Source organism: Bordetella sp., assembly GCF_057362025.1.
On the sequence record NZ_JBMQQZ010000068.1, the window covers coordinates 1 to 17,379 of the forward strand.

Here is a 17,379-nt window from a genome sequence, read left to right on the forward strand (position 1 = left end):
CGGCATCTTGCCGCGCGGCACAAACGAGCCGGCTACAGGAAAACAGGCGCGGAATGCGCCACTTTTTGCCGCACTGCGATAGCGGAAAGGACTGGACCACGTCCTCGCGAACCGCCCCCGCCGGACGGGAAGCGCGGTAAAAAAAGCGTTGACAGTGCATTATGCTCAGAAATAGTATAAGTCCATCGCTTCCTTCCGCCGATTTAATACTCAAAATGAGCATAAGCATATTATCGCGAGGCGCTGCCTCGCCCGCCGAGGTTTCCCCGTCCATCGCGCAGCCGGGTATTGATGCCTGGCGCCCGCCGGCCCCCTTGCCCAACGTGATGCTGGAGCCCGTGGTTCGTGCCGCGCTGCTGGAGGACCTGGGCCGAGCCGGGGACATCACCACCGACGCGATCGTCGATCCGGACACGCGATCCCGTTTGCGCCTGGTGGCCCGCAAGGCCGGCGTGCTGGCGGGATTGGATCTGGCGCGCATGGCGTTCACGCTGACCGATCCCCGCATCGAAGTACTGCCGGGCATGCGTGACGGCACGCGCCTGCGCCCCGGCGACGAAATCGCCGTTGTGTCAGGCCCGGCGCGAGGCATCCTTACCGCGGAACGCACGGCGCTGAATCTGTTGTGCCATCTGAGCGGCGTCGCTTCCGCGACGGCGGCGATCGCGGATGCCATCCGGCCGTACGGAACGCGCGTCACATGCACGCGCAAGACGCTGCCCGGCATGCGGGCGCTGCAGAAGTATGCGGTGCGGGTCGGCGGTGGCAGCAATCATCGCTTCGGGCTCGATGACGCGATGCTGATCAAGGACAACCATGTGGCCCTGGCCGGCGGGATCCGTCCGGCAGTGGAGCGCGCGCGTGCCGCCGCGGGCCACCTGGTCAAGATCGAGCTCGAAGTCGACACGCTGGCCCAGCTGGAAGAGGCACTGAGCCTGAAGGTGGACGTCGTGCTGCTGGACAACATGGAGCTGGACCAGTTGCGGCAGGCGGTCGCCATGGCCAAGGGTCGCGCCGTCACCGAGGCCTCCGGCGGCGTCACGCCGGCGACGGCGCCCGCCATCGCGGCCACGGGAGTGGACCTGATCGCCATCGGCTGGATCACGCATAGCGTGCAGGTGCTGGACATCGGCCTGGACGCGTGATGGAGCCGATCATGGATACCTTGCAGAGGCGCACGCAGCGCCGTACCGTCGCGCGGCGCGTGCGCGGCGCGATGCTGGCCGCGGCCGCTTTGCTGGCGGCCGCGGGATGGATACGTGCCGCGGGAAGCCCGGCCGTCAAGCAGCAACCCGATAGCGTTGCGTCGATCGCGACCGATGCCGCGGCGCGCGCTTATCCCTCCCATCCCATTACCATCATCGTCACCTTTCCGCCGGGTGGGGGCACCGACCTGCTGGCGCGCCGGCTGGGCGCTGCCTTGCAGCATGACCTGGGCCAGACTGTCGTCGTGGAAAACCGGCCGGGCGCCAGCGGCAATATCGGCGCGCGCGAGGTGGCGCAGGCCGCGCCGGACGGCTATACGCTATTGATGGTCAACAGCTCGTACGCCATCAACCCCGGCGTGTACCGTGACCTGCCGTTTTCCCCCAAGCACGATCTCAAGGGTGTGATCAACGTGGCCTTCGTGCCTTCCGTGCTGGCGGTGCCCGCATCGTCGCCTTTCCGTGATCTTGCGGATGCCTTGGCAGCGGCGGGGAAGGGCGGCAAGGCACTGAACTACGCGTCGTGCGGCAACGGTACGCCGCAGCATCTGGCTGGCGAGATGCTGCGCATTGCCAGTGGCCGTTTGCTGCAGCACGTGCCCTATAAGGGCTGCGGCCCGGCGTTGACCGACCTGTTGTCGGGCCAGGTCGGCATGGGGATCGTGACGGCCTCCAGCGCGGCGCCTTTCCTGGCATCGGGCAAGCTGCGCGCGCTGGCCGTGACCTCGCCCGAACGCACGGAGGTCCTGCCGACGGTGCCGACGGTCGCGGAACAGGGGTATCCGGGATATTCGCTGGACCAGTGGCACGGGCTGCTGGTCCCTTCGGCGACGCCGCCGGCGATCGTCGCGAAGCTGAACGCGGCGGTGGCCGCCATCATGAACCGCACCGACACCCGCCAGGCCCTGCTGCAACTGGGCTACAGCCCGACGGCCAGCACGCCGGCGCAATTCCAGGCCTTGATCGATCACGACATCGATCGCTTCAGCCAATTGACCGCGCGTATCGGCTTGCACGTCGATTGACGGGCGTCCGGCCCGCGGGCGCAGTGTGTGCACCCGCGGGTCCAAGGCAATCGGGCCGCCATGCGGGGATGGCCCCGCCCGTTACTCCATGCCGGCGACGACGGTGGAAAAGCCCGCGTCCACGTGCGTGATTTCGCCGGTCACGCCAGCCGCGAGATCCGACAGCATGAAGGCGGCGACATTGCCGACATCGTCGATGGAGACATTGCGGCGCAAGGGCGCGTTGCTTTCGACGAACTTCAGGATGGACGAGAAGTCCTTGATACCGCTGGCCGCGAGGGTCTTGATCGGCCCGGCCGAAATGCCATTGGCGCGGATACCCAGCGGACCCAGCGCCGTCGCCAGGTAGCGCACGCTGGCTTCCAGCGACGCCTTGGCCAGTCCCATGGTGTTGTAGTTCGGAACGACCCGTTCGGCGCCGAGGTAGGTCAGCGTCAGCACCGAACCGTTGCGGCCTTTCATGAGCGGCAGCGCCGCCTTGGCCATGGCCGGGAAGCTATAGGCCGATATGTCGTGGGCGATGCGGAAGCCTTCGCGGGACAGGCCCTCCAGGAAGTCGCCCGCGATCGCCTCGCGCGGGGCGAAGCCGATGGAGTGCACCAGGCCGTCCAGGCCGTCCCAGCGCTGGCCCAGTTGCCCAAAGGCTGCATCGATCTGCGCGTCGTCGCCGACGTCGCAAGCCAGCACGATGTCGCTGCCGAATTCACCGGCGTATTCGGTAACCCGGTCCTTGAAGCGATCGCCGACATAGGTAAAGGCCAGCTCCGCGCCCTCGCGGTGGCAGGCCCGGGCGATGCCGTAGGCGATGGAGCGGTTGGACAGCACACCCGTGACCAGTATGCGTTTGCCGGCAAGAAAGCCCATGTGTCGAATCCTCGAGACTGAAACCTGAAAACGCTATTTTAGGTGAACGTCGCGGGAGGCGTCCCACACGCCTTGCAGGCACGAGCTCGCCGGCCCGCCGCCGGGTATCCGGGGGCGGGCCCGGCCTGGCCGGCGCGGACCACCCGGCCAGCCCCTGCGCCGGCGCACCATCCGTTCGCGAAGGCCAACAAAAACGCCGGCGCGAAGGCCGGCGTCGGGTCTGGCGCGGCGGGGCCGCGCGGCACGGTTCGATCAACCGCGCACGTTGGTGCCGGGCACCCGCAGGATGCTGCCCACCCTCAAGACACTGCCCTTCAGGTTGTTCAGCGCGCGCAAGGCGTCCACCGTGGTGCTGTACTGGCGCGCCAGGGAATAAAGGGTATCGCCGGCCCTGACCTTGTGCTGGCGCACGTTGGGCCGCGGCGCGGCCATCTTGGCCGATGCCATCTGAGCGGTGGCCGATCGCACGGAGCCGCGCTGCGCCGGATTTTCGCCGGCCCGACCGATCGCCTCCAGCGAGGCGACCTGCACGCCGCCACGGGCCGGCACCAGCAGGTGCCGGGCCGTGGCGATGCGTTTCTGTCGCGCCGGGATGTCGTTCAGGCCCTTGAGCTTGGCTTCGGTGATCCCGAAGCGGCGCGCGATCGATGCATAGGTGTCGCCTCGCTGCGGCTGATAGACCTTCCAGCTGGACAGCTCGCCCTTGTAGTTCTCCATGTTGGCGTTGAAGATATCCACCCGGTCGGCGGGCAGGATCATGGACTCTTGCTGGCCACGGATCACCGGCCGGTTGAACGAGGGATTCAATGCCTTGAATTCGTCCACGGGCATTTCGGCCAGGCGCGCGGCGACGTCGATATCGATATCGCGGTTCTTCTGCACCGTGGCGAAATAAGGGGTATTGCTTACCGGAGGCAGCACGACCGCGTATTTCGCCGGGTTGGCGACGATGTTCTTGATGGCCTGCAGCTTGGGCACGTAGTTGCGGGTCTCGTCCGGCAACTGCAGCGACAGGTAGTCGGTGGGCAGGCCCGCCGCTTCGTTCTTGGCCATCGCGCGTTGCACGGCGCCTTCGCCCCAGTTGTAGGAAGCCAGGGCCAGGTACCAGTCGCCCTGCATGTCGAACAGGTTCTCCAGGTAGTCCAGCGCGGCGTTGGTCGAAGCGATCGGATCGCGGCGCTCGTCGCGCCACCAGTCCTGCTTCAGGTTGTAGTGCTGGCCGGTGGCGGGCACGAACTGCCACAGGCCGGAGGCCTGGGCGCGCGACAGCGCCTTCGGGTTGTAGGCGCTTTCCACGAAAGGCAGCAAAGCCAGCTCGGTAGGCATGCCGCGCTGGTTGATTTCGTCGGTGATGAAGTAAAGGTACTTGCCGGCGCGTTCCGCCATGCGCTGCATCGCCTCCGGATGCGAGGCGTAGTAGTCGGTCCATTGATCGACCAGCGCGTTATGCAGGTTGGGGATGGCGAAACCGCGGCGGATGCGGTCCCAGACGTCGCGCGGCGGGTGGGTCAGGTCGATGGTGCGTGACGTGACCGTGGCGACGTAGCGGGTCGGATATCCGGGTTGCTGGGTGTCGAGGTCGGCGGCTTGTAGCGGTGTCTGTTTGTGCGTCGTTCCCGCGCATCCGGCCAGTACGGCCAACACGACGGGAAAGATGAGCCGGAACAATTTCATCGATGGGTCACTTGAAGTTGTTTTTCCATTCGCGAAGTACGGCGAATACTTCGACAGGCGAGTTTAGCGAACGCCCGGCTTGTGCCGCGGCAGCTTGGGTAATTTCAACTTGCCGGGTGCGCAAGAATGGATTGGTGTCCCGCTCCAGCCCGATGGACGAGGGAAGCGTGGGACGGCCTTGCTCGCGCAGTTGCTGGGCCCGCTGGTACCACTGTTGCAGGGTGCGGTTGGCCGGATCGACGGCCATTGCCCATCGCAAGTTGGCAAGAGTGTACTCGTGTGCACAGCAAACTTGTGTTTCAGCCGGTAATGTTACGAATTTCCCCAGGGAATCCGCCATTTGGGCCGGGGTGCCCTCGAAAAGCCGTCCGCATCCGCCCGCGAATAGGGTATCCCCGCAGAAAAGTACTGGTTCCACGCCCGCAACACGCCCGAAATAGGCAATATGGCCGGCCGTATGGCCCGGTACGTCCAGCACATCCATCGACAGGTCGAGTTCGGCGATCTCGACGTGGTCCCCTTCTTCCAGCGCGATATCGCAGCGCGGCAGGGCCTCGTTCGCCGGGCCGTATACGACGGCCCCCGTGGCGAGCGACAATTCAAGCACGCCCCCGACGTGGTCCTGGTGGTGGTGCGTGAGTAGAATGGCGCGCAATTGCAAGCCTTGCTCGCGCAGGACGCGCAGCACGGGCTCGGCCTGGCCGGGGTCGACTACCGCGGCCAGCCCCTGCCGGCGCGCCATCCAAATGTAGTTGTCGGAAAACGCCGGCACCGGCAGCAGTGACGAGAAAGAGGAAGGTCCGGGCACATCGACGTCTGCGGGGGCGGAGGTGGCTTGCGTCATCAAAGGAACCCATAGCGTGGCAGAAGATAGTGTGCCGATTGTAGAACTGGCCGAGTGGTTTCAAACGCCGCCCGGCCAATATGTGCTGCGTTGGGAGCAAGCCCAGTTCGACGCCGTGGTGGCCGATGTGTTCGGCTATAACGCCTTGCAAGTGGGTCTGGCGGAGCTCGACCTGCTGCGCAACAACCGCATGCCGTTCAAGGCCTACGTGGGCACGGTCATGCCGGAGCCCGATGTCGTGGCGCGCTGGCAGGCCTGCACGCTGGCGGATCCGCATGCGCTGCCCTTCGCGTCGCAGAGTATCGACCTGCTGGTGCTGCCGCATGCCTTCGAATGCACGGACGCCCCGCATGACGTGCTGCGCGAGGTGGAGCGGGTGTTGATGCCGGAAGGGCGCGTCGTGATTTCCGGCTTCAACCCCTGGAGCCTCTGGGGCGCGCGCAACCGCATGCCCGGCATGGAGCCGTGGCTGCCGCACGCCCCTTCGGCGCAGGTCTCGCTGGCCCGGGTCAAGGATTGGCTGAAACTGCTCTCCTTCGAGGTCGACCGGGGCCGTTTCGGCTGCTACGCCCCCGCGTGCCAGACCGATATCTGGCTGCAGCGCTGGCGTTTCATGGAAAAGGCCGGCGACCGCTGGTGGGCGGTATGTGGGGCGGTGTACATGGTGTCGGCGGTCAAGCGCGTGGCGGGCATGCGATTGATCGGCCCGGCGTGGAAACAAAAGCGCAAGCCCGCCGCGGCTGCGTCCGTGGTGGCGAATCACCGTTCGGGGCCGGTGGAACCGGTCTGAGGGCGCCGCGGGCGATGGCTTCGGGATATCCTCCCGTCCCCCCGTGCGGATATGCATGGAATATTCTTATCGCCTCGCATCGGCGGCCCCGCGCGATGGCGGTAACAGGAACACTGGCAGGAACAGCAGATGAATGAAGGCGGTATGGCGGGCGCGGATGACACGCAGGAAGTCGTGGAACTGTGGACGGACGGCGCATGCAAGGGCAATCCCGGGCCTGGCGGCTGGGGCGTCCTCATGCGCTCCGGCGCCCATGAGAAAACCTTGCACGGCGGCGAAATGGCGACCACCAACAACCGCATGGAGCTGATGGCGGTGATCCAGGGCCTGACCGCCCTGAAGCGGTCCTGCACCGTGACCATCCACACGGATTCGCAGTACGTCATGAAAGGCATGACCGAATGGCTGGCCAATTGGAAGAGGCGCGGCTGGGTCACGGCGGACAAGAAACCCGTGAAGAACGCGGAATTGTGGCGCGCGCTGGACGAGCAGGTCTCGCGTCACCGCGTGTCGTGGCGCTGGGTACGCGGCCACGCGGGCGATCCCGGCAACGAGCGGGCGGACCAGCTGGCCAACCTGGGCGTGGAAGAGGCACGGCGGGGCCGCGCGGCGTAGCGGGCACGGCGGCGGGCGGCGTCGCCGTACCGGGCGCCGCCGGGACAGGTACACTAACGGCCATCCCGTTCGTGGCCGCGCGTGCGCGCGGTTTCGTTTCGGATTACTCGCCGATCCCGTCATGGAATCGGCCGCGTCTGCCGGACTATTCGCCCCTCAGCCTTACACATGCGCCAGATCATTCTCGATACCGAAACTACCGGCCTGGAACCATCCCAGGGCCATCGCATCGTCGAGATCGGCTGCCTGGAAATCGTCAACCGCATGGTCACGGGCAACACCATGCACGTGTACCTGAATCCGGACCGCGAAAGCGACCCGGAAGCCTTGGCGGTGCACGGCCTGACCACCGAATTCCTGGCCGACAAGCCCCGATTCGCGGATGTCGCGGACGAGCTGACGCGCTTCCTGGACGGCGCGGAAATCATCATCCACAACGCCGCCTTCGATACCAAATTCCTGAACGCCGAACTGGCGCGGATCGGCCGCTCGCCGATGCAAGAGATCTGCGCCACGATCACGGATTCGCTGATGCACGCCCGCGAACTGCATCCGGGCAAGCGCAATTCGCTGGACGCGCTGTGCGAACGGTACGGTATTTCCAACGCGCACCGCACACTGCACGGCGCCTTGCTGGATGCACGCCTGCTGGGCGAAGTCTGGCTGGCCATGACGCGCGGCCAGGACGCGCTGCTGATCGACGTCGACGAGTCCGAAGGCAAGGGCGGGGCGGATGGCCTTGTATTGGGCCGCTTCGATGCGTCCGGGCTGCCTGTTATCCGAGCCACGGCGGAGGAACTGGCGGAACACGAGGCCTACCTGGGCGCGCTGGACAAGTCCGTCGGCGGTGCCTGCCTGTGGCGGCAATGGGATCCGGCGCCGGCGCCCGCCGCCGCCCCGGCGGAAAGCCAGGCCGCGTAACTCGCGGCGGCGGGGTCGGCTCGATGATCGGCCTTTGGCGGGTGATGCTGCTTCGTCGCGTTCGCCGGCCATGGCTCCACAATGCCCCGATTTGCGCCTTCGGAAAACCACATGCTAGAATCGCGGTCTTCCTTGGGCGGTTAGCTCAGTGGTAGAGCACTGCCTTCACACGGCAGGGGTCACTGGTTCGAAACCAGTACCGCCCACCAGGAATCCCTAGAGAAAAAATTGCCGGCAAATGCCGGCTTTTTTCGTTTTCGGAAGGGCTTCCGCAGGCGTCGCTTTTTTGTCCTCTCCTGAATCGGGGGATGTGCCACATTTGCCGCAATGCGTTGCGGATCATGATCCGCTGAAATCCGTGGTCATGTTCGCCCGAAGTCAGCGGTCATGTTCATCGAAATACGCACTTGTTGTTCGGGAAAGAGTATCGGCTTTAACTCCTGTCTTTGCGGGAGGTTTCCAACAGAGTCGCTGGTCTTCCGGGACAGGCACATAAGACAAGTGCCTGCCGACACCTCTGCCGTCAATAGACCTCAAGGAAGTGCTGGGTATGACGAGCGTGGCACCCTCACGAATCAATACACAAAAGGCTGTATTGCATTGCAAAAGCCTGGCTGAATCCTCCCTGCTCGTTGTTTGTCCAGCCGGCTGCTCATTTACGTAATGCGCGATAGAGTAATTGGAGGTTGAGGCCATGCAATCTTCTTTGGCCTGCGTCCTCCCCAAATCAATGAAAGGAAGAACGCCGATAACGGTGACTATTGCGGGCACGATCACTAGGACGATCACGATCAATGGTAGCGCCACTATGAAAAGCGCTGGTATGCTCAGCACCAGTTGAGGTGAAAGTTCCTTCGCGGACGCCCTTATTTTCGCGCGCCGCCCTTGCAATTTCTTAAGCCAGCCGTGCCGTTTACCTATCCAAAGTCCGATGGGCAGCATCGAGTAGAAGGCTAACATTGGCGCCGTTCCCAAAAGGAAGCTGGGATATTGGTGAAGCAGTTTTCCAGGAGCCTGTCCCATTACCATCGCCCAGGCGGTGAAGGCATGCCAATAAGCATCCTCTGGCGATACGGGAAATAGCGACAAATCCAGACCGAAGTACGTCAGGTAGCCTTCCAGGTAGGCTCGGCCTTGCGCATAAAAAAGAACTACTAGGAAAGTAGTGATGGGCAGAGAAAGCCACCACCGATTGATAGCTTCGGGCGCATGTTTTACGGGTTGCTGGGTTAATCGTTCCTCCTCATGAAGATGCGGGCTGTTAGAGTTTGACGCTTCAATTCGCTGGCTCATGTTTCTCTCCGCGGTCCTGTCGTTAGCGTTTCCTCGGTGCGGGTCAGATTTGCGCTAACCGAAGGCTCCAATAGGATGACGGAATGGATGCGGCAAGACTTAAACTCAGATGTGGGCATTAATGACACAGGCTGAAGCATTGGACGAAATGTTGCGCTGACCGTCTGAATCCACAACATCGCTTTTACGGGGGGATTACCGAACGTCGCCGAATGGATCGCTACGCCTGCTGGATATCGTTCCGTGAAAGCACATGTTATAGACGACGAGCCGGGGAAACGTGGAGATTGCCATGCGCAGACTTAAGCAATTCACGACTTTCTTTACATGCGCCTCGATAACTGCATTCGCGGGTTGCACTTCCAGCCAGCCAACGCCATCCGCCAGCGAGCTGGGTCTCGACCAGGTATTCAGGCAAATCCGGGACGGTTTAAACGCGTTTCGTCCGCAGGACCCTAACGAAGCAGTTGGATATCTCGCATCTGATTTGTCCGTGACCGTGGCATTCACCGCTAAGCAGACGGATAGCAAGAAGTTAGTCCTGAACTTGACGCCTGCCCCGGTTATCCGCGAAATTCCAAGCGGATCATTCGAGACATCCCGTGGATTTGAGGCAAGTCAAGCGAACACGATAACGATCCTGTTCAAGAATCCATACACCATATCAAAGGACACGACGATCGGCGCAATAGCGGCCGCGATTGCTACCAACGGATGCACCGTAACTGTAAAGCGAGGCGGTACGGAACAAACTATCAAGGGTCCGGTCGATATTATGTATATCAAAACGATCGTCGATATGAGCGGAATCCGTCCCGGACGCAGCCTTCCAAAAGAGGGTTCAACACCATCGGTGCTGGACACGTATTTCTTGAGTAAAAAGGGGACCATTCCTTTGTCCCCAGAGCTGGCGCAAGCATTGAAAGTTCCAGCCGATAGTGGCAAAAAGGCCGTTGATACTTCTGCGGCCTGCTAGGCGTCAGTCGGTGGCCACTCAGTCCGCGGTCGGTAGCAACTTCCTACGTATCGTTTTTTGGCAGTCCAGCTAGCGAGGACCGTGCGGTTGCGCTAACAGCACATTTTCCCGAGCGAGGCTGGTGGCGCTATCTGCAATTGCCTGCGCCACCTCTCTCGCTCACGCGTGAGCTTGTCCTGTCGCTTCGCTGCGGTCAGCATGGCAGTGACTCAAGCCCTATTACGGTCCCTTCAGATGCGGTCTATGAAGGTTTCTCGACCGTTGTTCAATCGAACGAACGCCTTTTTGATGCGACGTTCGGTAGCCAGTACCGCCCACCGGAAAGGGAAAGTCGGAAAGATTGCCGGCCAATGTGGGTTTTCCGATTTTTGGCGGCTTTTAAATTTCCCTAGATTGCCTTCCACGTTGCCTTATCGAGTGGGCAGCAGCTCCAGAACAGCGTTGCGGGCATTGTTTCGACGGTGCGGGCGGGGGTGCGCGGAGGATGCGGCATCGGGCGGCATAAGCCCACCGCCTCGATGCGGACCAAGGCGCATCGGATAGGCGTCGTTAAGGGTTTTCACTGATCATGCCCCCTGTCGATTTCGGCGAGATTGAAGCGTCGTTCTGATGCAACCATCACCCACCGCTACGAAGAGGCAAACCATATGGCTACCGGAACCGTCAAACTTCATCGTGTCCTGCGTGCTCCCCCGGAGCGCGTCTACCGTGCTTTCCTGGAGCCGGATGCGATCGCGAAATGGATACCGCCTTACGGCTTCACATGCCAGGTCCACCACATGGATGCCAAGGTCGGCGGGACGTACAAGATGTCGTTCCGCAATTTCGGCACGGGCAATAGCCACTCTTTCGGGGGCGAGTATCTGGAATTGGTGCCCAACGAAAAGATCCGTTATTCCGACCAGTTCGACGATCCGAATCTGCCCGGCAAGATGCAGGCGACCATTTCGTTGCGCCAGGTGGCTTGCGGCACCGACCTCAATATCCTGCAAGAAGGACTGCCGGAGGTCATTCCGGTGGAGATGTGTTACCTGGGGTGGCAGGAGTCGCTGGCGCAGTTGGCGAAGCTGGTCGAGCCGGACATTCCGGAATGATGGGAGACTCGTTCAGCGCTTATGGATGCCGCTGGCTCCCGCGGCGCGCGGCATCCGGCCAAAAGTATCCGGCGCGTTCGGGGACGGCGCGTTTGCCAGATCGCGGCGCGAGCCGTGTTCGTTCGCGTAGACGCAGGTGAACTCGGCGCCCAGCAGGAAGACCTGGGCGGCGTAGTACACCCAGATAAGCACGACGATCAACGATCCGGCGGCGGTGTACGAGGAAGCGACCGAAGCCTTGCCCAGGTACAGGCCGATCAGGAACTTGCCGATCTCGAACAATACGGCCGTCACCGCAGCGCCCGTCCATACGTCGTGCCACGCGACGGATGCGCGCGGCATGAAGCGGTAGATCAGCGCGAACAGCACGGTCATGATGGCCAGGGCCACCGCGGTATTGATGACCTGCAGCAGGATTTCCCACCCTGGCATCAGGCCTGTGGCCCAGCCGCCCAGGGCGCTGAGCAGCGCGCTGACGATCAGGGACACCATTAGCAGGAAGGCGAGCGCCAGCACCAGGCCCAGCGATAACAGGCGCGCGCGGATCATGTTCCAGATGCCGGATTGCTTTTTATCCACGGGGACTTCCCAGATCCGGTCCAGGGCGCTTTGCAATTCCGCAAACACCGTGGTCGCGCCGACGATCAGGACCCCCACGCTGACGACGGTGGCGGCGATGCCCTGCGTGGGTTCCTGCGCGCCCTGGACCACGCTTTCGACGGCCTTCGCACCGTCCGGGCCGACCAGGGCGTTGATCTGCTCGAACAATTGTCCCTGTACGGCGTCCCGGCCCCAGAAGAAGCCGGCCACGGCGATGACGATGATGATCAGCGGTGCCAGGGAGAAGACGGTATAGAAGGCGATGGCGGCGCCCATGCTGGGGGCATAGTGATCCAGCCATGCGTTGACCGCTTTTTTGGCAAGGCCGAAGAAGCGCTTGATATGCATGGCAGGCTCCGCGCGGTTGCTCCGGCACGCATGGCGCAAGCACTGTGCCGTGGGACGCGGCACCCGCGCCAGCGCAGAGCTTGCCAGCGCCGAGGTCCCCGCCCGCGACGTTCCCAGCACGGAGCCTCCAGCACTACCGCGGCGGCGCGTCGACGGACTGCTGGGTGGTGTTGCGCGCGCTGCTACGCGTCGCTGTCCTTGTCCTGTCCCAATATCCGCTGGTTGCGGTTCTCTATCACGCGCGCGGTGGTCGACGTGGCCCCCGGGCCGGCCCGGAATCGTAAGTCGCGGAAGGACAAGGGGGTGCCGTCCTTGCCATGCACGGAGATCCTTTCTATGGGGTCGCCGGTTTTCTCATCCACCAGCTCCAGTGGGGCTTTGCCGTCGGGCGCCAGCCAGTCGTCGCCCCATTGCTTCAGGGCGATCAGTACCGGGTAGAGCTCTTCCCCTTTTTTGGTCAACCGGTAGCCGTCGGTATTGGCGCGGTCCTGCAAGGGGAAGCGTTCGATGATGCCCGCTTCGATCAGGCGCTCCAGGCGCGCGGCCAGGACGTTGCGGGCGATGCCCAGCTCGCGCTGGAACTCATCGAAGCGGGTCGTGCCCTGGGTGCACTCGCGAATGATGAGCAGGCTCCACCATTCGCCGACCTCGTCCAGGGCGCGGGCAATGGTGCAGTTCATGCCGGTGAAGCGTTTTCGGTACATGGCGTTTTTTTACCACTTAAAGTTTTGTGAAGCAACTTTGTTGGCTGGAATAGTTGTTTCACGAAACTCTACGGTTTATAGTCCCGCCACAGAGTTGCGTCACGAAACTAAATTACCCCTCATCAGGAATTCGAGCCATGGATCGCCGCCTCCTTGTATTGGCCCTGGGTATGTTCGCACTGGGAACCGACAGCTTTGTCGTCGCGGGCATCCTGCCCCAGCTTTCACAGACCTTTGGCGTCGGCATCGGCGCCGCCGGGCAGATGACGACCGTTTATGCCATTACCTACGCGCTGCTTGCGCCGACCATCGCCGCGCTGGCGGCCGGGGTGCCGCGCAAGCGTCTGCTGTTATCGGGCCTGGGGCTTTTTGTGGTCGCCAACCTAGCCACGGCGGTCGCGCCCAGTTTCGGCCTGGCCTTGCTGACGCGGATGCTGGCCGGGCTAGGCGCGGCGATGTTTTCGCCCACGGCCACCGGCGCGGGCTCCATGCTGGTGGCGCCCGAGCGGCGCGGCTATGCGCTGTCCATCATCGTCGCCGGCCTGACGGCGGCGACGGCGCTGGGTTCGCCCATCGGGGCGGTGATCGGCGGCGTGGGCGACTGGCGGTGGACCATGGTGTTCGTCTCCACGCTGGGCGCGGGCTCTTTCCTTGGCGTCTGGAGGTTGCTGCCGGCGATGCCATTGCCGCCGGCAATCGGCCTGCGCAAGCGCCTGGCGCCGCTGGCCGATAGGCGCGTCGGCCTGACGTTGGCGACTACGTTGCTGGCGATGAGCGGGCTGTTTACCGTCTACACCTACTTCGCGGTGGTGTTCGAACGTGCGGTGGGAGGGAGTGCCGCTGTGCTGGGCCTGCTTCTGGTGATCTGGGGCGCGGCCGGGACACTGTCGAACCTGGTGGCGGGACGCCTGATCGACACGATAGGCTCGCGCAAGGTCCTGGTAACGATGTTGACGATCCTGGTGGCCGATATCGCGCTATTGCCTTGGACTGGCGCGAATATATGGACGGCGGCGGTGGCGATCGCGGTGTGGGGCGGGTGTGGCTGGGGCCTCCTGGTGCCGCAGCAGCATCGGCTGGTGACCTTGGCGCCGTCTGTCGCACCGGTGCTGCTGGGCTTGAATACGGCTGCCACCTACATTGGCGTGTCGGTGGCCGGTGTGATAGGCGCGGGCACCATCCAGTTGCTGGGAGTCGGCGATGTCGGCTTCGTGGCCGCGACATTGCTGGCGGCAGCGCTGATCGTTTCCGGGCTGGCGACACGGCATATCGCCCTGGGAGCGGCCAACCCCGCGCGTGCATCGGGCGCGCCGGCCTGAGCGTTGCCACGTCTTAATTGCCAGGCGGCGCAGGGTATTCGCCGCCCAGCATTTTCGTCAGCTTGCGCGCGGCCTGCTTGACGGGTTTGTCGTAGTCGGCACTGAAGCGGTCCGTGGGCATGGTCAAGGTGATCGCGCCCAGCAGCTCGCCATCCGGATTGAACACCGGTGCCGCGACGCCGGCGATTTCGGGGATGCGGTCGCCCACGAGGACCACGACCTGCTCACGGCGAATGCGGGCATACATGTCGCCGGGGGCGCCGGAATAGGCGGTGATGATGCGTCCGCCGGCGCCGCGATCCAGCGGCAGCAGGTCCCCGGGACGGATGTGGTCGCGCACCGGGCGAGGGGAGTCGACACGATGCAGGCAGAGGCGGCGGTCTCCCTGCCGGACGTGAAAGGCCGCGCTTTCCTTGGTCTGCGCGACCAGTTCGCGCAGCGCCGGCATGATGACCGATTCCAGCGAGAACGACGCCGCGTAGACCTGGTGCAGGCGCACGATGCCCGCCCCCAGCGCATAACGGCCATCGGGCTGGCGCCGCACGAGATGCGCGTGCTCCAGCGATGCCAGCAGCCGCAGCACGGTGCTTTTGTGCATCTCGGTCAGCGTGGCGATTTCCGCCAGGCCCAGCAGCGGCGTGCTGGCCGAAAACACCCCAAGGACGGACAGGGCGCGGTCCACGGCCGCGACGCCGCCTTCGGCGGCATTGCGGTCTGCGAGGGAGGGAACAGCGGATTTGCGCGGCATGGCCGGGAAGGGATGGTGTAAAGGGGCGGGCAAGCGGGAAGGCCGAGCGGGGCCCCGGATTGACATCCGCTGGCGGCGCGTTCATCATAGATAGAACGGCATTCTATCTAATGAAATCAATGGAGACAAGCCCGAATAACACCTCGGCCGCCGCGTTCGCTGTCGGCCAGCCGTCGCCCGCGAAGGCCGGCGTGCCGCCGGATAGTGCGGCGCCCGGCCTTGCCGGCCCGGCCTGCGGCGGTGACGCCATCGACGCTGCTCATGCCAGGGGCGCCTCCAATGCCGCCGCTGCAGCCGATGGAGCCGGTGCCGCCGTAGCCGCCGATGCAGCTGACCCCGCCGGTGCCAGCGACACTGTTGATTCCAAAGGCGCCCTTGCGGGCGCCGCCGCCTGCGCGAACGTGATCGTCGAGCGCCACGGCGACTGGGCCCTCATCCGCATCGCGCGCGAGGCCAAGCGCAATGCGCTGGATCGCCGCACGCGCATTGCCTTGCTGCGCGCCTTCGATTCTCTTCAGGGCCAGGCGCGCTGCATCGTACTGACGGGATCCGGCGCCAGCTTCTGCGCCGGGCTGGACCTGAAGGAGCGCGCCAACGAGCGCGCCGCCGGCTTGCGCGACAGCTCGGGCGATGAATGGATCGCCGTCAATATGGCGATACGCCGGCATCCGGCGGTGTTCATCGCCGCCATCAATGGCATGGCGCTGGGCGGCGGCATGACGCTGGTGAATTCCTGCGACCTGGCCATTGCCGCGGACGATGCGTGGCTGGGGTGCCCGGAACTGGCGTCGTCGGCCTATGCCGGCGCGGCGGGGCCTACCGGCATGCTGTCGTGGCCGCGCAAGCGGGTCGCCTGGATGCTGTTGACGGCGGAGCGTATCGATGCCCGCACGGCGGAACGCTGGGGAATAATCAACGAGGTCGTCCCGGCCGCCGCGCTGCAGGCCCGCGCCGCCGAACTTGCCGCGCGTATCGCGGGTTTCGATGTGGCCGCGCTCGAAGAGACCAAGAAATCGCTGGACCACGTGCCGTCCCAGGTGTCCGACTGGGAAGGCGCCATGCGCCACGGGCAGGCGGTGAACGCCGCCATCCGCGCGCGCCAGGGCCGCGAATGAAGCGCCGTATGCGACCCATTCCGCCTTTGCCACGCTGCGACCCATCCGGCCTTTGCCATGCATGGCCAGCTCGCGGGTCGAAGCCATTCTTCTGTATTGAAGTCATCCCCCGGCCGTATTCCGGCCACTTGCATCCATAACCAGACCGTCCATCAAGGAGACACCATGAACCCACAACGCCGCACACTGCTTGCCGGCATGGCGGCCGCACCGCTGCTGTCCCTGTCCGGGATGGCGCGCGCGCAGTCCAAATATCCGTCCGGCCCGATCACGCTGATCGTGCCCTTCCCGCCGGGCGGCGGTACCGACGCATCGTCCCGCACGATCGCGCAGGCCATGACGCAACTGACGGGCTGGAACATCGTGGTGGAAAACCGCCCCGGCGCCGGCGGCAATATCGGCCTGGGGCTGTTGTCGCACGCCAATCCGGACGGCATGACCATCGGCATGGGACAGACGTCCAATCTGGCCATCAATCCTTCGCTGTACAAGACCATGCCGTACGACGCGCGCAAGGACTTCGCGCCCATCGCCCTGGTGTCGGGCCAGCCGATGATCCTGGTGGTGCGCGAGGGCTCTCCGAACAGCACGCTGAAAAGCCTGGTGGAGGCGGCCAAGGCCAACCCCGGCAAACTGAATATGGCATCGGCCGGCATCGGTACGGTCGGCCATCTGGCGGGCGAGATGTTCGCCAAGCAGGCGGGAATCAAGATCTTCCATGTGCCTTATCCGGGCGCGGCGCGCGCGCTGGCGGACCTGGCGGGCGGGCAGGTGGATCTGTACTTCGGTACGCCGGCCAGCGTGTTGCCGCTGATGCAGTCGGGCAAGTTGCATGCGGTAGCGGTGACCTCGGGCAAGCGGTTGCCCGTGGCCAAGGATGTGCCCACCATCGCCGAATCGGGCTACCCCGGTTTCGAGGCGGAAGACTGGAAAGCCCTCGTCGCCCCGCGCGGCACCCCCGCGGCGATCGTGGATCGCCTGAACCGCGCCGTCAACGACGCCTTGAAGCAGTCGTTGACGCAAAGCCGCTTCGCTGCCGAAGGCAGCGCGACGTTGGGCGGTAGCGTCGCGGACGCCGCCAGCTTCATGGCGAGCGAATACGAGCGCTGGGGCCGCGCCGTACACGATTCCGGCACGAAGATGGAATGAACGCGCGGGCCGCTTGCCGCTTCGATCGCCGCGCGGCCGCGCGCGCCTGTAGCGGCGGCCCGGCCCGCGCGGAGCGCCCGATGTATCTGCGGGAC

Annotated in this window: 17 protein-coding genes and 1 tRNA gene; 11 read left to right on the top strand and 7 right to left on the bottom strand. The window is 64.3% G+C overall.

Going from position 1 to position 17,379, the window contains the following annotated elements:
• Window positions 1–326 precede the first annotated feature (326 nt).
• Together nadC and ACO1P8_RS13335 are read left to right on the top strand one after the other, a co-directional pair.
• Window positions 327–1,145 (top strand): carboxylating nicotinate-nucleotide diphosphorylase, encoded by an 819-nt coding sequence (nadC, locus tag ACO1P8_RS13330; protein ID WP_486296393.1) that lies wholly within the window; start codon window positions 327–329, stop codon window positions 1,143–1,145.
• An 11-nt stretch (window positions 1,146–1,156) separates the two neighbouring features.
• The gene (locus ACO1P8_RS13335) at window positions 1,157–2,230 is read left to right on the top strand and encodes a tripartite tricarboxylate transporter substrate binding protein (RefSeq protein WP_486296366.1); all 1,074 of its coding nucleotides are present in this window, start codon (window positions 1,157–1,159) and stop codon (window positions 2,228–2,230) included.
• Between the two features lie 81 nt (window positions 2,231–2,311).
• On the opposite strand, the gene fabI is transcribed toward ACO1P8_RS13335, so the two are convergent.
• The 3 genes from fabI to gloB form a co-directional block, all read right to left on the bottom strand.
• Window positions 2,312–3,094, bottom strand: coding sequence for an enoyl-ACP reductase FabI (gene fabI, locus ACO1P8_RS13340; RefSeq protein ID WP_486296367.1), 783 nt, complete (start codon window positions 3,092–3,094; stop codon window positions 2,312–2,314).
• A 252-nt stretch (window positions 3,095–3,346) separates the two neighbouring features.
• Complete coding sequence (locus ACO1P8_RS13345; RefSeq protein ID WP_486296368.1) at window positions 3,347–4,768, bottom strand: lytic transglycosylase; 1,422 nt, start codon at window positions 4,766–4,768, stop codon at window positions 3,347–3,349.
• A 7-nt stretch (window positions 4,769–4,775) separates the two neighbouring features.
• The gene (gloB, locus tag ACO1P8_RS13350) at window positions 4,776–5,612 is read right to left on the bottom strand and encodes a hydroxyacylglutathione hydrolase (RefSeq protein ID WP_486296369.1); all 837 of its coding nucleotides are present in this window, start codon (window positions 5,610–5,612) and stop codon (window positions 4,776–4,778) included.
• A 16-nt stretch (window positions 5,613–5,628) separates the two neighbouring features.
• Here gloB and ACO1P8_RS13355 point away from each other — a divergent pair, with 16 nt between their 5' ends.
• The 4 genes from ACO1P8_RS13355 (at window position 5,629) to ACO1P8_RS13370 (ending at window position 8,147) form a co-directional block, all read left to right on the top strand.
• A complete protein-coding gene (locus tag ACO1P8_RS13355) occupies window positions 5,629–6,402 on the top strand; it encodes a class I SAM-dependent methyltransferase (RefSeq protein ID WP_486296370.1) in 774 nt (257 codons plus the stop codon).
• 129 nt (window positions 6,403–6,531) lie between these two features.
• Window positions 6,532–7,017: a ribonuclease HI gene (gene rnhA, locus ACO1P8_RS13360; RefSeq protein WP_486296371.1), complete on the top strand. Its 486-nt coding sequence runs from the start codon at window positions 6,532–6,534 to the stop codon at window positions 7,015–7,017.
• A 168-nt stretch (window positions 7,018–7,185) separates the two neighbouring features.
• A complete protein-coding gene (gene dnaQ / locus ACO1P8_RS13365; RefSeq protein ID WP_486296372.1) occupies window positions 7,186–7,938 on the top strand; it encodes a DNA polymerase III subunit epsilon in 753 nt (250 codons plus the stop codon).
• Window positions 7,939–8,072: 134 nt separating this feature from the next.
• Window positions 8,073–8,147: transfer RNA gene (locus ACO1P8_RS13370), tRNA-Val, on the top strand.
• A gap of 169 nt (window positions 8,148–8,316) precedes the next feature.
• On the opposite strand, the gene ACO1P8_RS13375 is transcribed toward ACO1P8_RS13370, so the two are convergent.
• Window positions 8,317–9,231, bottom strand: a complete 915-nt coding sequence (locus ACO1P8_RS13375; protein ID WP_486296373.1) for a hypothetical protein — start codon at window positions 9,229–9,231, stop codon at window positions 8,317–8,319.
• Window positions 9,232–9,523: 292 nt separating this feature from the next.
• On the opposite strand from ACO1P8_RS13375, the gene ACO1P8_RS13380 reads away from it, so the two are divergent.
• Together ACO1P8_RS13380 and ACO1P8_RS13385 are read left to right on the top strand one after the other, a co-directional pair.
• Entirely contained in the window at window positions 9,524–10,207 is a 684-nt protein-coding gene (locus ACO1P8_RS13380; RefSeq protein WP_486296374.1) for a hypothetical protein, read from the top strand.
• Between the two features lie 647 nt (window positions 10,208–10,854).
• A complete protein-coding gene (locus tag ACO1P8_RS13385; protein WP_486296375.1) occupies window positions 10,855–11,301 on the top strand; it encodes an SRPBCC family protein in 447 nt (148 codons plus the stop codon).
• 12 nt (window positions 11,302–11,313) lie between these two features.
• Here ACO1P8_RS13385 and ACO1P8_RS13390 read toward each other — a convergent pair whose 3' ends face one another.
• Both ACO1P8_RS13390 and ACO1P8_RS13395 read right to left on the bottom strand, forming a co-directional pair.
• Window positions 11,314–12,249, bottom strand: a complete 936-nt coding sequence (locus ACO1P8_RS13390) for a YihY/virulence factor BrkB family protein (protein ID WP_486296376.1) — start codon at window positions 12,247–12,249, stop codon at window positions 11,314–11,316.
• Window positions 12,250–12,431: 182 nt separating this feature from the next.
• On the bottom strand, window positions 12,432–12,953 hold the full coding sequence (locus tag ACO1P8_RS13395; protein WP_486296377.1) for a winged helix-turn-helix transcriptional regulator: 522 nt from the start codon (window positions 12,951–12,953) through the stop codon (window positions 12,432–12,434).
• Window positions 12,954–13,090: 137 nt separating this feature from the next.
• Between ACO1P8_RS13395 and ACO1P8_RS13400 the strand changes: the two genes are divergently transcribed.
• Window positions 13,091–14,272 carry an MFS transporter gene (locus ACO1P8_RS13400; RefSeq protein WP_486296378.1) on the top strand — a complete coding sequence of 394 codons (1,182 nt, stop codon included), beginning with the start codon at window positions 13,091–13,093 and terminating at the stop codon, window positions 14,270–14,272.
• A 13-nt stretch (window positions 14,273–14,285) separates the two neighbouring features.
• Here ACO1P8_RS13400 and ACO1P8_RS13405 read toward each other — a convergent pair whose 3' ends face one another.
• Window positions 14,286–15,020 carry an IclR family transcriptional regulator gene (locus ACO1P8_RS13405; RefSeq protein ID WP_486296379.1) on the bottom strand — a complete coding sequence of 245 codons (735 nt, stop codon included), beginning with the start codon at window positions 15,018–15,020 and terminating at the stop codon, window positions 14,286–14,288.
• Window positions 15,021–15,421: 401 nt separating this feature from the next.
• Here ACO1P8_RS13405 and ACO1P8_RS13410 point away from each other — a divergent pair, with 401 nt between their 5' ends.
• Window positions 15,422–16,135 (top strand): enoyl-CoA hydratase/isomerase family protein, encoded by a 714-nt coding sequence (locus ACO1P8_RS13410; protein ID WP_486296380.1) that lies wholly within the window; start codon window positions 15,422–15,424, stop codon window positions 16,133–16,135.
• 165 nt (window positions 16,136–16,300) lie between these two features.
• Window positions 16,301–17,284 carry a Bug family tripartite tricarboxylate transporter substrate binding protein gene (locus tag ACO1P8_RS13415; protein WP_486296381.1) on the top strand — a complete coding sequence of 328 codons (984 nt, stop codon included), beginning with the start codon at window positions 16,301–16,303 and terminating at the stop codon, window positions 17,282–17,284.
• Window positions 17,285–17,379: the final 95 nt, after the last annotated feature.

Coding starts and splice junctions, on each gene's coding strand:
- nadC (WP_486296393.1), top strand. CDS start 327: ATGCTGGAGCCCGTGGTTCGTGCCGCGCTGCTGGAGGACCTGGGCCGA.
- ACO1P8_RS13335 (WP_486296366.1), top strand. CDS start 1,157: ATGGATACCTTGCAGAGGCGCACGCAGCGCCGTACCGTCGCGCGGCGC.
- fabI (WP_486296367.1), bottom strand. CDS start 3,094: ATGGGCTTTCTTGCCGGCAAACGCATACTGGTCACGGGTGTGCTGTCC.
- ACO1P8_RS13345 (WP_486296368.1), bottom strand. CDS start 4,768: ATGAAATTGTTCCGGCTCATCTTTCCCGTCGTGTTGGCCGTACTGGCC.
- gloB (WP_486296369.1), bottom strand. CDS start 5,612: ATGACGCAAGCCACCTCCGCCCCCGCAGACGTCGATGTGCCCGGACCT.
- rnhA (WP_486296371.1), top strand. CDS start 6,532: ATGAATGAAGGCGGTATGGCGGGCGCGGATGACACGCAGGAAGTCGTG.
- dnaQ (WP_486296372.1), top strand. CDS start 7,186: ATGCGCCAGATCATTCTCGATACCGAAACTACCGGCCTGGAACCATCC.
- ACO1P8_RS13375 (WP_486296373.1), bottom strand. CDS start 9,231: ATGAGCCAGCGAATTGAAGCGTCAAACTCTAACAGCCCGCATCTTCAT.
- ACO1P8_RS13380 (WP_486296374.1), top strand. CDS start 9,524: ATGCGCAGACTTAAGCAATTCACGACTTTCTTTACATGCGCCTCGATA.
- ACO1P8_RS13385 (WP_486296375.1), top strand. CDS start 10,855: ATGGCTACCGGAACCGTCAAACTTCATCGTGTCCTGCGTGCTCCCCCG.
- ACO1P8_RS13390 (WP_486296376.1), bottom strand. CDS start 12,249: ATGCATATCAAGCGCTTCTTCGGCCTTGCCAAAAAAGCGGTCAACGCA.
- ACO1P8_RS13395 (WP_486296377.1), bottom strand. CDS start 12,953: ATGTACCGAAAACGCTTCACCGGCATGAACTGCACCATTGCCCGCGCC.
- ACO1P8_RS13400 (WP_486296378.1), top strand. CDS start 13,091: ATGGATCGCCGCCTCCTTGTATTGGCCCTGGGTATGTTCGCACTGGGA.
- ACO1P8_RS13405 (WP_486296379.1), bottom strand. CDS start 15,020: ATGCCGCGCAAATCCGCTGTTCCCTCCCTCGCAGACCGCAATGCCGCC.
- ACO1P8_RS13415 (WP_486296381.1), top strand. CDS start 16,301: ATGAACCCACAACGCCGCACACTGCTTGCCGGCATGGCGGCCGCACCG.